The sequence below is a fragment of the Chelativorans multitrophicus genome, from assembly GCF_011317445.1.
In the GTDB taxonomy this organism is placed as follows: Bacteria; Pseudomonadota; Alphaproteobacteria; order Rhizobiales; family Rhizobiaceae; genus Chelativorans; species Chelativorans multitrophicus.
Genome location: NZ_JAAAPL010000003.1, coordinates 226,435 through 239,196, shown reverse-complemented (window position 1 = coordinate 239,196; position 12,762 = coordinate 226,435). Strand labels below are relative to the sequence as shown.

Annotated in this window: 10 protein-coding genes; all 10 read right to left on the bottom strand. The window is 65.0% G+C overall.

What is annotated here, in order from left to right; genetic code table 11:
• Positions 1–13: 13 nt before the first annotated feature.
• Positions 14–1,966 carry an oxidoreductase gene (locus GNP00_RS15580; protein ID WP_011582941.1) on the bottom strand — a complete coding sequence of 651 codons (1,953 nt, stop codon included), beginning with the start codon at positions 1,964–1,966 and terminating at the stop codon, positions 14–16.
• The gene (locus GNP00_RS15575) at positions 1,963–4,038 is read right to left on the bottom strand and encodes an ABC transporter ATP-binding protein (RefSeq protein ID WP_011582942.1); all 2,076 of its coding nucleotides are present in this window, start codon (positions 4,036–4,038) and stop codon (positions 1,963–1,965) included. The genes GNP00_RS15580 and GNP00_RS15575 overlap by 4 nt, the downstream gene beginning before the upstream one ends.
• Positions 4,035–4,901 carry an ABC transporter permease gene (locus GNP00_RS15570; protein ID WP_011582943.1) on the bottom strand — a complete coding sequence of 289 codons (867 nt, stop codon included), beginning with the start codon at positions 4,899–4,901 and terminating at the stop codon, positions 4,035–4,037. The genes GNP00_RS15575 and GNP00_RS15570 overlap by 4 nt, the downstream gene beginning before the upstream one ends.
• Positions 4,902–4,916: 15 nt before the next feature.
• The gene (locus GNP00_RS15565) at positions 4,917–5,858 is read right to left on the bottom strand and encodes an ABC transporter permease (RefSeq protein ID WP_011582944.1); all 942 of its coding nucleotides are present in this window, start codon (positions 5,856–5,858) and stop codon (positions 4,917–4,919) included.
• Between the two features lie 30 nt (positions 5,859–5,888).
• Positions 5,889–7,418 (bottom strand): ABC transporter substrate-binding protein, encoded by a 1,530-nt coding sequence (locus GNP00_RS15560; RefSeq protein WP_041544877.1) that lies wholly within the window; start codon positions 7,416–7,418, stop codon positions 5,889–5,891.
• A 102-nt stretch (positions 7,419–7,520) separates the two neighbouring features.
• Positions 7,521–8,705, bottom strand: a complete 1,185-nt coding sequence (locus tag GNP00_RS15555) for an NAD(P)/FAD-dependent oxidoreductase (protein WP_011582946.1) — start codon at positions 8,703–8,705, stop codon at positions 7,521–7,523.
• 1 nt (position 8,706) lies between these two features.
• Positions 8,707–10,083 carry an FAD/NAD(P)-dependent oxidoreductase gene (locus GNP00_RS15550; RefSeq protein ID WP_011582947.1) on the bottom strand — a complete coding sequence of 459 codons (1,377 nt, stop codon included), beginning with the start codon at positions 10,081–10,083 and terminating at the stop codon, positions 8,707–8,709.
• A 4-nt stretch (positions 10,084–10,087) separates the two neighbouring features.
• Positions 10,088–10,435, bottom strand: coding sequence for a 2Fe-2S iron-sulfur cluster-binding protein (locus tag GNP00_RS15545; RefSeq protein ID WP_011582948.1), 348 nt, complete (start codon positions 10,433–10,435; stop codon positions 10,088–10,090).
• Entirely contained in the window at positions 10,432–11,970 is a 1,539-nt protein-coding gene (locus GNP00_RS15540) for a class I adenylate-forming enzyme family protein (protein WP_011582949.1), read from the bottom strand. The genes GNP00_RS15545 and GNP00_RS15540 overlap by 4 nt, the downstream gene beginning before the upstream one ends.
• 17 nt (positions 11,971–11,987) lie before the next feature.
• Entirely contained in the window at positions 11,988–12,758 is a 771-nt protein-coding gene (locus GNP00_RS15535; RefSeq protein WP_011582950.1) for an enoyl-CoA hydratase/isomerase family protein, read from the bottom strand.
• Between the last annotated feature and the right edge of the window lie 4 nt (positions 12,759–12,762).

Below are 12,762 nucleotides of genomic sequence, written 5' to 3'. Positions count from 1 at the left end.
ATATGCCCCCGGTCTATATCTGGCGGGCAACTTTCGCTCCTTCGTAGACGGCTTGTTCCAGCTGCCGCGGCGTGAAGGCGTCGCCGATTGTATAGAGGTGCGGCACCTTGCCTTTGAGGCCGAGATAAAGGTCCTCGGCGGCGCTGCCGCGCGTGCAGGTGACGACGTTGTCGCACGCCACCTCGGTCAGCGCACCGTTGAGCGCGCGCACGACGGCGGCGCCATCACGCACCTCCACCAGCTCGGCAAGGGCGGTAAGCTTCACCCCGAGATTCTGCAGCCGTTCATAGGCCGGGTGCCAGGTCATCAGCTCGGCGTCCTCACCGATATACATGGTGGTCGAGACGATCTCGACCTCGTGGCCGCGTACGGCGAGGTGCTCGGCGATCGACATGCCCATGTTTCGGCCGTCCCAGTCGCCAACCACCACCCTCTTGCCGACATTCGCGCCGTCCAGCAGCTGCCGGGCCGTTATGACACCCGGACGATCCGCGCCCTTGATGCGCGGTAGCGTGTCTTTTGCCCCCGTGGCGATTATGACGACATCCGGCGCAGCTTCGAGCACCTTCTCCGCAGTCATCTCGCTGCCGGTGCGGATCAGCACGCCCGCCTTGCGCGCCTGCCTCTCCAGCCAGTCCGTCAGGATGCGGTAGTCGCGGCGATGGGGCGTCAGCGCCAGCTGGCGAACCTGGCCGCCGAGAACGTCCAGCTTTTCGTGCAGGACGACGTCGTGCCCGCGCTTGGCTGCAACGCGGCCCGCCTCGAGGCCGGCGGGACCGCCGCCGATGATCATCACCGTCTTGTAGTCTTCAACCGGCACTATCGGGTCCCAATCGGCCTCTCGGCCGGTACGGGGATTGAAGACGCAGCCGAGATCGCCACCGCGCTGCTTGCGTGCGAAGCACCCCTCGTTCCAGTGGATGCAGGGCCGGATATCCTCGATCCGGTCATCCATCAGCTTGCGGATGATGGCGGGCTCGGCAATGTGGGCGCGGGTCATGCCGACAATGTCGGCCTCGCCTTGCGCAAGTATGCCCTCCGCCTCGGCGGGATCGGTGATCTTGCCGATGCAGAAGACCGGCACGTCGACGGCCTGCTTCACCCGCTTCGAATAAGGGATGAGCACCTTTTCCGGCATCGAGATGCTCGGATAGTGGATGGAGCGGCTCCACATCGAGCCGTTGGTGCCGGCCGAGACGGATACGTAGTCGAGCTTGCCCCACTCAACCATCATGCGGGCATAGCGCTCGCCATCATCGATCGTGTAGCCGCCGGGAACCAGTTCATCGGCGGAGAAGCGTATGCCGAGCGTGTAATCGTCGCCGAGCGCCGTGCGCACCGCTTCCAGGATCTCGCGCGCCAGGCGCAGGCGGTTCTCCTCCGAGCCGCCATATTCGTCCTCGCGGATGTTGGTCAGCGGTGACAGGAACTGCTGCACCAGATTGCCGTGGGTGTAGGAGAGTTCGACGCCGTCCAGCCCGCCCTCGCGCGCTCGGCACGCGGCGTCGGCGAACGCTTTCACGATACCTTTGATCTCCTCGATTTCGAGCGGGCGCGGAATGTCGCGCGCGCGATCGAAGGGGATCGGCGAGGGAGCGCGGGGCGGTGTGCCGTTAATCCCCATCGTAGTATTGCGGCCGGAGTGCGAGAGCATCGTGTAGACCACGACTCCCTCCTCGTGCAGCGCCTTCGACAGCTTGCGGTAGCCGGGAAGGACGCTGTCGTCCGAATTGCGCAGATAGGAGCCGCCCTTGGCGCCGATTGGCGCGGCGTTGACGCCCGTCGCTTCCAACACGATCAGGCCGATACCGCCCCTGGCCCGGGCCATGTGGTATTCTATCAGCTGGTCCGAGATCTTTCCGTCGACGGCGTAGCCAGTGCCGTGCGCTGTCGACATGGAGCGGTTGCGGACGAGGTTGTTGCCGATCCGGATCGGCGAGAGGAGATGCTTGAATGCGGAGGTCATGGTCTCGCTGGCTCCGTCCTGTTTTCTAGCTCAGCACTCTGCAGAGCCTTGAGTGTGTTGATATCGTGATGGCAGCGCATAGCGTGCCCGCTCGCCTTCGAGCGGGTCGGCGGCGCCTTCTGGCTGCAAATGTCGCCCTTGAGCCGGGGGCAGCGTGTGTGGAAGGAGCATCCCGAGGGCGGATTGGTCGGTCGGGGCACAACGCCTTGCAGCCGCATGCGCGAGGCGCGCGTGGGACGCAGCTCCGGCACGGCCGCGAGCAGGGCCTCCGTGTAGGGGTGCTGAGGCCGGCTGAAGATGTCGCGCGTCGCGCCGAGTTCGACGATCTCGCCCAGGTACATCACCGCGACCCTGTCGGCGATCTGCCGGACGACGCCGAGGTCGTGGGTGATGAACATGTATGCCGTGCGATGGGCGGATTCGCGCTGGAGCGTCTGCAACTCCTGGAGGATCGCAGCCTGAACCGAGATGTCGAGCGCCGAAGTCGGCTCGTCGCAGACGACGAGGCGAGGCTCGGCCGCAAAGGCGCGCGCAATGCAGACGCGCTGCTTCTCGCCGCCTGAGAGCTCGTGCGGCGCCCGGGTCATGTAACGTTCCCCGAGCCGCACAGCGCGAAGGATCTCGACGATCCGACGGCGCAGCTCCGTGCCCTGTAGGCCGAGATAGAGGCGCAGGGGCCGGCCTACGATCTCCTCCACCGTATGGTGCGGGTTGAGTGCCGAATGCGGATTCTGGAAGATAAATTGCACGGCGCGCTGGTCGTCTACAGTGCGCTCGCGCGACAGCGCGGTGACGTCCCGTCCTTCGAAGCGGATCGTGCCACCGGCTGGCCGGTCAAGGCCGGCGACCAGACGCCCGAGGGTGCTTTTACCGGAGCCGCTTTCGCCTACGACGGCTAACGTCTCGCCGGCCCGGATATCGAGCGACACGCCACGCAGCGCTTGGACGGCCGGGCGGGGCTTAAGAAATGGCAGCCGCCGCGCTCCGGGGAAGCTGCGGATTACCGAGTCTATCTCCAGCCGTTTCTCCCCGTCGAGCGGCGCGCGCACAGCCGCAGCCTGTGGCGGGTTCAGCTCGGCCAGGCAGTCGCGCCAACGCAGGCAGCGGCTGGCATGACCTGGACGCACGGTCTCCATCGGGACCGGCGCTTCGCCGCACGCCGCAATGGCGATGCTGCAGCGGGCGCGGAAGATGCAGCCCTTGGGCACCTCGGTGAGATCCGGCAGGCTGCCGGGAATCCCTACCATCTCCAATTCGCCGGCGATGCTGGGCACCGCGCTGATGAGGCCGCGCGTGTAGGGGTGACTCGGCCGTTGCAGAACCTCCGCTGTCGGTCCTTCCTCGATCAGGTCGCCAGCATAGAGCACGCCGACGCGGTCGCACATGCGCGCCACAACGCCGAGATTGTGGCTGATGAAAAGCAACGCCACATTCGAGCGTTGCTTTATCTCGGTGATGAGATCGAGGATCGTCGCTTCGGTGGTGACGTCCAGCCCAGTGGTCGGCTCGTCGAGAATCAGCAAGGCGGGCTCCAGCGCCAGCGCCATTGCGATGACGATACGCTGCTGCTGACCGCCGGACAGCTGGTGCGGGTAGCGCCGAACGATGTCCTCGGGCTCCGGCAGCTTGACTTGGTCGATCAGCTCAATGGCGCGTGCTTCGGCCTCCGCCTTTCCGGCTCCCGTGTGGTAGCGGATTCCCTCGGCGATCTGCTCGCCCACTCGTATCGACGGGTTGAGCGCGTTCATGGGGTCCTGGAAGACCATCGATACGACCGGGCCGCGAAGTCTTCGCAGCTTACGGTCCGGCAGCGTCAGGATATCGTGGCCGGCAATCGTGATGCGCCCGGCGGACGCGGTGCCGCCGTTAAGATATCCCATCACGGAGAATGCGATGGTCGACTTGCCCGACCCGCTTTCACCAATTAGGCCATAAGCCTCGCCGGGGGCGATGCGCAGCGTCACGTCCCTGACGACCTTGGCGGCGCCATAGCTGATGCTGAGCCCGTCCACGCAAAGGGTGGCGTCGGGCAGGGGGATCGGCGTGCCGGTTGGCAGGCGCTGCTGTATCATTGTTCCCCCCGGTGGGCGGGCGCGAGCAGCTCGCGCAAGCGTTCGCCGAGCAGCACGCAAGTCACCGCCACGATCGCGATCGTCGTGCAGGGCACCACCACCAGCCAGCTGGCGAACTGGATGAATTGCTGCCCCTCCTTGACCATGAGGCCCCAGGCCGGTGTCGGGGGATGGACGCCCACACCGAGATAGGACAGCGAAGCCGAGAGCATGGTCGCATAGGTGATGCGCAGGCTGAGATCGATTACCGCAACGTTCATCACGCTCGGCAGAAGCTCCCGAAACAGGATGAACAGATGGCTCTCGCCGCGCACCCAGGCGGCCTCGATGAAAGCGCGCCGCGCGACGTCCATCGCCACCGCCCGTACGATGCGCGCCGAGCGGGGCCAGAATACCACCGCCAGGGCGGCGACCACGTTGACCGGGTTCGAACCGAGCATCACGACGATGAGCGTGGCGAGGATCAGTGTTGGAAACGACATCAACGCATCCATAAAGCGCATCAATGTCTCGTCGACTCGTCCGCCGGCATAGCCCGCGAGCATGCCGGTGAGTGTGCCCAGGATGACGCCGACCACCGCGCCGGCGAAAGCGACGATGAGCGTCGGGCGGGCGCCGTGGACTATGCGCGTGTACACGTCTCGGCCGAACTCGTCGGTGCCGAGGAGGTAATCCCCGCCCGGGGGGATGAGCGATGCCATCGGGTCGAACTCGGTCGGACTGCCGGGGGCGATCCAGCCGGGCACCAGCAGCATCAAGAACACCACCAGGATGACCGGCCCGAGCACAAGGTCAACCGGGCGCAGCCGATAGCGGCGGAGGGGAGGGATCTGGCTGGAAGCGCTGGCAGAAGCGTTTTGCATGATCTGCGTCCTCGGTCAGTATCGCAGTCGCGGGTTGAGCGCGATGGAGACGATGTCGGCCAGAAGGTTGCCGACGGCGTAGGCGGCCGCGACAATCATCACCGTCGACTGAATGATAGGCACGTCGCGCGCCGATATGGCGCTGACCATGAGCTGTCCGATGCCGGGGTAGGAGAAGACCGTCTCGACGACGACGAGCCCTCCAAGTGCGTTGCCCAGCGTCATGCCAATGACGGCGACGGCGGGCAGCACGCCATTGCGCAGTGCGTGCTTGAGCGCCACCACATGTGGCGGCAGGCCCTTGAGCACCGCAGTACGCACATAGTCGCTCCGGAAGGCCTCAATCATGCCCGCGCGGGTGATCTGCACGAAATAGGGTTGCATGCCGATGGCCACGGTGAGCACCGGCAACACCAGGATCAGCGGCTGCGACAAGGGGTGGCGGCCGGCCTCGATCAGGCTCGAGCCGGGCAGCACCTCCAGCCAGATGCCGAAGACCAGAATCAGCGCGAGGCCCTTGACGAATTCCGGCAGCGCGAAGGTGACCGCCGTCAGCGACGAGATGATCCTGTCGATCCAGGAACCGCGCTTCATCGCGGTGACCGTGCCGAGCAGGATTGCGACCGGCACTGAAAGGACCAGGGCCAGGAAGGCGAGTACGAGCGAGTTGTAGAGGCGCGTCGCCAGCATAGGCTTTATGGGCTGGCCGTAGAGCAGCGACACGCCGAAGTCGCCGCGCAGCATGTCGCCCAGCCAACTGACGAAACGGGTAAGCACGGGCTCGTTGAGCCCGAGCTTCTCGCGCAGGAGATGGACCTGTTCCGGACTCGCACCGTCGCCGAGAACGACCGCCGCCACGTCACCAGGCAGCACGTTCACGATCATGAACGTCATGAACGACACGGCAAACAGGATGAGGGCGAGGAGCCCGACCCTGCGGATGATCATCTCCGTCATGACATCGGCCCGGAACAGGATGGCATCGAGTTACGACAGCCAGACTTCGCGGAAGTCGATGATGTCGTAGGTCGGCGGCGTGTAAGCCTGCACCCGCTCGCTGGCGGCTCCGACATACATGGTGAAGTAGGGGATGATCCGCTCACCATGCTTGTGGATCTTGATCAGCGCTTCCTTGATAAGCTCCTTGCGCTTGTCGTCGTCGAGTTCGGAAATGATCTGGTCGAGCAGCGCGTCCAGACCGTCGGCGTCCTCGACGGCGCCGTACTTAAAGTTCGCCCCGCTGCGGTACATGTTGTACAGCCGCTCGTAGATCGTCGGATAGGCGCTCCACTGCGTCGTGTAGAAGGGTTTCTTGCGCGCCACGTTGGCCGCGTATTCGGCATAGGGAACGTCGGTGATGGTGACGTTGACGCCGATCTTGGCCGCTGCCTCCTTGAAGGCGAGCGCGATCTTCGGGGTGGGTGGACGTTCCGAGCTGGTGAAGAGCTCGATGTCCATTGTCTCGTGGCCGGCCTCCTTGAGAAGCGCTTTGGCCTTATCGAGATCCTGCTTGTATTGCGGTACTTCGGGCAGGTATTCGCTGCCGGGCGGGAATGGCATGTCGTTGCCGACGAGACCCTGACCGAGCAGCGCCGAGGCCACCAGCAGGTCGCGGTCCAGCACGTAGCGGAACGCCTCGCGCACCTTCGGGTTATCGAAAGGCGCCATGTTGGACTGCATCATGATCACTTGGTAGGCGCCGGTGACCTTCGAGAAAACCTTGATGCCATCGGCATTGCGCAGCGACAGGAATGTCTCGACCGGGATCTGCGTAAGAACGTCGACGTTGCCGCCGCGGATCGCCGCTTGCTGCGCGATCGATTCCTTGATGCCGACGAGTTCCACACCGTCGAGGTAGGGTTGGCCTTCGATCCAGTAGCTGGGGTTCCGCACGACGTTCACACTGGCGCCCGCTTCGAACGACTTGAAGAGGAACGGCCCGGTGCCCGAGGGCGCGGTCTCCAGCGTATCGATCGCATCCGCGGCGATAATGCGCGACCAGCGCCCGGCCACCACCACCGGAATTTCGCCGAAGGCTTGCGTGAGAACGAAACGGACCTTGTACGGGCCCTCAGCCTTTACCTCCTTGATCGGCCCAAAGGCCCCCTTTGAGCGGAAGGTGGAGTCCGGCGCATAGGCGCGCTCGATGGTCGCTACTACGTCCGCCGACGTGAACTCGGTGCCGTGATGGAACTTGACGCCCTGGCGCAGCTCGAACACCCATTCAACCCCTCCTGCCTCTGGGGTCCAGGCCGTGGCCAGCATGGGCTGGGCGATCCCGTTTTCGTCGAGGCGGGTCAGGTTATCGAAGACGAGGCTCGAGATTTGCTGCCCGGCCGCCGCGAGGGTCCGCTGCGGGTCGAGGCTGTCGGGGGTGGAGGAGAAGGCGACGCGCAGCGTTCCGCCGCGCTTCGGCTCGCTTTGCGCGGCTGCGAACCGGGTTGCGAGTAGAGCTCCAATGAGGCCGCCGGAGCCTGCCAGGACGGCTCGACGTGAAATGTCCCGGCGCCCTCTCATTTTATATAATTCTGTCATCGTCACACCTCTGGATTTGGATGCCGCGACCGGTTTTTACCGGCTTCTTCAGGTGATTGGGGAGCGTACTCCCGGCAGTGCAAATCAGACCTTGACCACCCCCGCGTCGAATTCCTCGGCGTTGTCGACATGAGCGGCCCTGGGGCGTGCGCCATCCTGGAAGCGGCCTATGCCGAAGGGCTCCACCGGCGTCTCCGAGCGGCCGTCCAGCATCAGCTCGGACATGACCGCACCGACGGCAGGCGAAAGCTGCATGCCGCCGCCGGAGAAGCCAAAGGCATGAAAGAGGCCGGGCGTCGTGCCGCTTGCTCCCATCACGGGGATCAGGTCGGGAAGGTAACCCTCGATGCCGGACCAGGTGCGGATGACCGACACGCCCGCGAGGCTGGGGACCATATCGGCAACCTTCTGCAGATTGACCAGTGTCTTCGCCCCGGCCATGCGCGAGCGCATTTTAACCGCATCGGCAGGGCCGCGCGGGTGGCCCGCGACAATGATGTTTCCGCGTTCGACCTGCCGAATGACAATCGAGGCGTCGACCGTCTGCAGGGTCGGCACCATGAAGTAGGGCAGGGGCTCGGTAACCATCTCCGTCGGGCCGGCGACGAAGAGCGGCACCGTTTCGCCGAACCAAGACGCGACTTCTGGCGCCCAGGCGCCCGCGCAATTGAGCAGCAGTTCGGCGTCAATGATCCTGCCCGGCTCGGTCGTAATTCGAAATCCGCTCCCGCACCGCTCGGCCGCGACGACTTTCTCGCCCTCGACGATGGTGACGCCGAAACGTGTGATCGCGGCCGCGACGGCAGGAGTAACGAGGCGCGGGTTGACCGCACCGTCTATGGGAGAGAAGGACGCACCGACCGCTTTCGGCGCGATCCAGGGCCATCGGCGGCGCACCTCCGCGGCGTCGAGGAGTTCCAGATGGTAGTCGTAGGTGGCGGCCTCGCGCGCATAGGCCTCGTTCTTTGCCATATGCTCGGCCGTCATCGCCAGCAGCATATGGCCGGACTGGCGGAACTCGACATCGACGCCGACCAGCTCCTCCGTCTGCTGCCAGATATTCTGCGCGCGCAGCGACAGCGGAAGCTGCGGCAGAAAACGGCCCTGGATGCGCATGTTGCCGTAGTTGACGCCGCTCGCCTGGGCGCCAGGAAAACTTCGCTCGATCACCGTCACCCTCGCGCCGCGCCTGGCCATGTGGAACGCGGTCCATGCGCCCATCGCGCCGGCGCCGATGATGGCGATCTGTGTGCTTTCGCGCCGCGCCATGTCACGCCACCTCTTGCGAGGAAGTCGGAATGGCGACCGGCTTGATCGGGGGCTGGGCGCGGTAGTGGGTGAGGTTCGCGGGCGCCTCGCCACGCGCAGCGGCCGCCACCTCGATCGCCGCCAAGCCGCACATGCGCGACTGGCAGCGCCCCATGCCGCAGCGGCTCAACGCCTTCACCCGATTGATGTCGGGAATGCCGGTCATCGTCTTTGCAATGCCGCGAACTTGCCCTGCAGTCACGTTCTCGCAGCGGCAGAGTACGGTTGCGTCCGGCAGTTCGGCGAAGCCTTTCCTCGGCCAAGCGAACGCCCTCGCCAGCCCGTCCTGAGCTCGCCAGTGCGCATCGCGGCGGCGCTTGAGCTCGGCGACCTCGGCGGCATCTACTGCGTGCCCTAAATCGGCGAGGCACGCGCTGGCTGCGATCCGCCCGGCGAGCTCGGCCGCCACCGCCCCGCCGATGCGCGTGCCGTCGCCGGCGAGATAGACACCGCTGCCGCCACGCCCGTCGGCATCGACAACGGGCTGCCACTGGTCGAAGAGCGCGTTATAGGCAAGGCCGCAGCCCGCCAGCTCAGCAAGCTGGATCTCGGAGCGAAGGCCGTGCCCGATGGCGACGCCGTCGCAGGCCCTGGTCTCCCGCCGACCTTTCCAGCTGTAGGATATGCCTTCGACCCGGCCGTCGCCGTGGATCGCCATGTCGGTCACGCCGTGGCGCATCGTTATGCCTCGCATCCGCAGGCGCGCTATCAGGCCCAAGCCCTGACGCAGCAGCTTTGGGACGGACGCGATCGCTGCGCTAGCCTTCATCTTCGCGGAAAAGGGCGTGGTGTCGAGGACGGTGACTTTGAGGGCCCCCGCCTCGAGATACTGCCAGGCCGCGAGGTAGAGCAGCGGTGACGATCCGTAGAAGACTACATCCTGACCGATGGCGCAGCCCTGGTCCTTCAGCAGAACCTGTGCGCCGCCAAGCGAGTAGACGCCGGGCAGGGTCCAGCCTGGCACCGGCGCCACCTTGTCGGTCGCTCCAGTAGCCAGGATCAGCCTGCCGAACGGGATGCCTTCCGAGGCAACGCTGCCGCGAAAAGCGGTGAACACGCTGCCGGCGTCGACCGACCAGGCAAGCGTCTCGGGCCGGTAGTCGATCTTGTCCCTCAGGCGTTCGAACAACGCGTGTATGGCCTTGTATTCCGGCTCCTGCGCATAGGCGAGATTAAGCCCCAGGGCGGGGTCGCTCTTGCGGTATCCCTGACCGCCTGGCGCACGCCCCTCATCGAGGAGAATGGGGCGCAGACCCGCTGCAACGAGCACAGCCGCCGCGCCAATGCCAGCGGGCCCGGCTCCGACAATGACGACAGGTGTGTTGTTCTGGTCGGTCATGGCGTCAACAGCCCATCACGGTTGCGGTGGTGGAAAGGCGCATGCCCTCCTCGACAAGCGTCGTGCAGGCGCGCACGCGCTGGCGGCCTTCGACCCAGATCCAGCAATCCTGGCACGCACCCATCGCGCAGAAACCGCCGCGCGGGCTGCCATCGAACTCGTTAATACGCAGACGTGCCGCGGCGCTCATGACCGCTGCGAGAAGGCTGTCGCCGGTGCGCGCCTCGATGGGGCTGCCGTCGAGATAGATCGTGACCGGCACCGACTGTCGAACACACAGGCGATGCAGTGTGCCTCCCGCCTCGACGCTCTTGCCCTGTAGCTGTTTCTGTGCCTGCGATCGGTTCATCATGCGGTCCTCGTCAGGAGGGTGCGGGCGTGCGATTCGGCATCCCAGCAATCGTCCGTGGTTTGGGGGAGCAATCCCTTTCGGATGCGCTCGCTGGGTGTTTTCGGAAAACTATCCACGAAGGCGATGTAGCGTGGAGCGCGATAGCGGCCGAGCTGTTCCGTCAGCCAGCCGTGCAGCTGCGGAGCATCGATGGAGTGTCCGTCGGCCGGTCGGACGAACAGCTTTATCTCCTGCTCGCCGATGTCGGCTTTCACGCCGATCATCGCCACCTCTGCTATGGCTGGATGTTTGAGGGCGGCGCTTTCGATCTCCCATGCGGAGATGTTCTCTCCGCGGCGGCGGATCGAGTCGTTCAGCCGCCCCTGGAATGTCAGCCAGCCATCCTCGGAGAAAATGCCGACATCGCCCGTGAAGAGCCGGCCGCCGCGCAGCACGCGCGCGTTTGCCTCGGGCGCGTCGAGATAGCCTTTGAAGAGCGCGCCTTCTTCGAGTTCGCTCACGACAATCTCGCCGCGCTCGCCAGGCGGCACCGGCTGTCCTGCCTCGTCGAGCAGTTCGACCTTGAACCAAGGCACCGGCTTGCCGACCGATCCGACCGGGCCGCCGACATTGATTGTCGTTATGCTCGAAGCCTCGGTCATCCCATAGGCTTCGCGGATGTCGACACCGAAGCGGTGTTCGAACGCCTGCCAATCGTCCCTCGCGCAGCCGCCGCCCCAGGCGACACGCACGCGGTGTCCCCTGTCGTTCGGTGAGGGAGGATTGCGCAGCAGGATCTGCAGAATCCCACCGAGGAAATGAATGTGGGTGGCGCCGCTGGCATGCACGTCGCCCCAGAAGCCGGAAGCGCTGAATCGCCGCACGAGATGAAGGTGCACGCGGTGCATCAGCGGTAGAAGGAGAAGCTGACTGCCGCCGATGTGGTAGAGCGGCTCCCACACGAACATGACGTCGCCGTCCTCGATCCCGCCGGCGATCGAGACTGCCCTGGCGGCGTAGTCGAACATGCGGTGCGTAACCTGTACGCCTTTCGGCGCTCCGGTGGTGCCGGACGTATACATAATCGCGAAGGTCTCGCCGGCTTCCACAGGGGCAGGCAAGGCATCGGCGCGGCCATTATTCGGGAGGTCGAGCGTGTCTGCATCGTCGGCCAGGGAATGGATCGCCAGGTGGCCGTCGTCCGCCCCGCAATCGCGCACTTTCGCCAGTAGCGCCTCGTCAACGATTAGCAATGCGGGTCTGCAATGGCCCAGTTGATAAGCAAGGGAATCGCCTTGCTGGCGCGTGTTGATCGGCACCCAGACCATGCCGGCCCGCGCGATGCCGAAGATCAGTGAGATTGTAAGGGGGCGGTTCTCCATCATCACCGCGACGCGGGCACCGGGCGTGAGTCCAGAAGCAAGCAGGATCCGTGCGACGGCTTCGGAATTTCTCGCAACGTCCCCTATGGTGATGTCGCGTTCTCCGAAGCGTGCATAGAGGCGCTCTGGGTCCATCTGCGCAAGGTCGAAGATTCGGAGAAACGGAGAGGTCATGCAGGGCTGCTCCGCGCTCACGCCGATGCCTTGTTGTTTCGCTTGAGAAAGTTCTCCATCATCACGGCAGGCTCGCCGCTGCCGTAGCTCTGGCGCTGCATGGCAATGCCGGCGTTGAGCCCGTCGAGCAGGCCGTCGACAGTCATCTCGTGCAGCCGCGCTTTGTTCAGCCGCATCGCCAGCGGCGCCTTCAGCGCCAATTCCGCAGCGATCTCAAGAGCCTTGGGCAGAACCTCACTAGCGGGCACGAGATGATGGATGAGGCCGATCTGATGCGCCTCCGCGCCGGACATCATGCGGCCGGTCAGGACCAGTTCCGTCGTGCGCGAAAGGCCGAGCATTTCGCGCATGATCCACGGCCCGAGCGAACTGGCGATGCCGGAGTTGATTTCCGGCTGGCCCATCTTCGAACCCTCGTGCCCGACGCGGATGTCGCACAGAAGCGCAACCTGGAATGCCGAGCCGGCGGCCAGCCCGTTGAGCGCGCAGACCAGCGGCTTGGTCAAGGTGCGGATGCGCAGGTAGAGGCGCCGCCACTCCTCGATCCACTCTTCGGCACGGTCCTCGTCGAAGGTCTTCGTTTCGTTGAGGTCTTGGCCGGCGCCGAACGCCCGGTCGCCGGCTCCCGTCAGCACGATCGCGCGGCAGCTTTCCTCCCCGTCAAGCGCGTCAAGATGGGCATGAAGCTGCTCCCGCATCGGTCTATGCCACGCGTTGAGGATTTGCGGACGGTTAAGAGTCAGGACCGCGATGGTTCCACGGCGCTCGAGAAGGACGAAATCATCCATTTTG

Excerpts from the sequence above, each read along its gene's own strand:
- GNP00_RS15540 (WP_011582949.1), bottom strand. The coding sequence starts at position 11,970 with ATGACCTCTCCGTTTCTCCGAATCTTCGACCTTGCGCAGATGGACCCA.
- GNP00_RS15580 (WP_011582941.1), bottom strand. The coding sequence starts at position 1,966 with ATGACCTCCGCATTCAAGCATCTCCTCTCGCCGATCCGGATCGGCAAC.
- GNP00_RS15575 (WP_011582942.1), bottom strand. The coding sequence starts at position 4,038 with ATGATACAGCAGCGCCTGCCAACCGGCACGCCGATCCCCCTGCCCGAC.
- GNP00_RS15545 (WP_011582948.1), bottom strand. The coding sequence starts at position 10,435 with ATGATGAACCGATCGCAGGCACAGAAACAGCTACAGGGCAAGAGCGTC.
- GNP00_RS15565 (WP_011582944.1), bottom strand. The coding sequence starts at position 5,858 with ATGACGGAGATGATCATCCGCAGGGTCGGGCTCCTCGCCCTCATCCTG.
- GNP00_RS15555 (WP_011582946.1), bottom strand. The coding sequence starts at position 8,705 with ATGGCGCGGCGCGAAAGCACACAGATCGCCATCATCGGCGCCGGCGCG.
- GNP00_RS15535 (WP_011582950.1), bottom strand. The coding sequence starts at position 12,758 with ATGGATGATTTCGTCCTTCTCGAGCGCCGTGGAACCATCGCGGTCCTG.
- GNP00_RS15550 (WP_011582947.1), bottom strand. The coding sequence starts at position 10,083 with ATGACCGACCAGAACAACACACCTGTCGTCATTGTCGGAGCCGGGCCC.
- GNP00_RS15560 (WP_041544877.1), bottom strand. The coding sequence starts at position 7,418 with ATGAGAGGGCGCCGGGACATTTCACGTCGAGCCGTCCTGGCAGGCTCC.
- GNP00_RS15570 (WP_011582943.1), bottom strand. The coding sequence starts at position 4,901 with ATGCAAAACGCTTCTGCCAGCGCTTCCAGCCAGATCCCTCCCCTCCGC.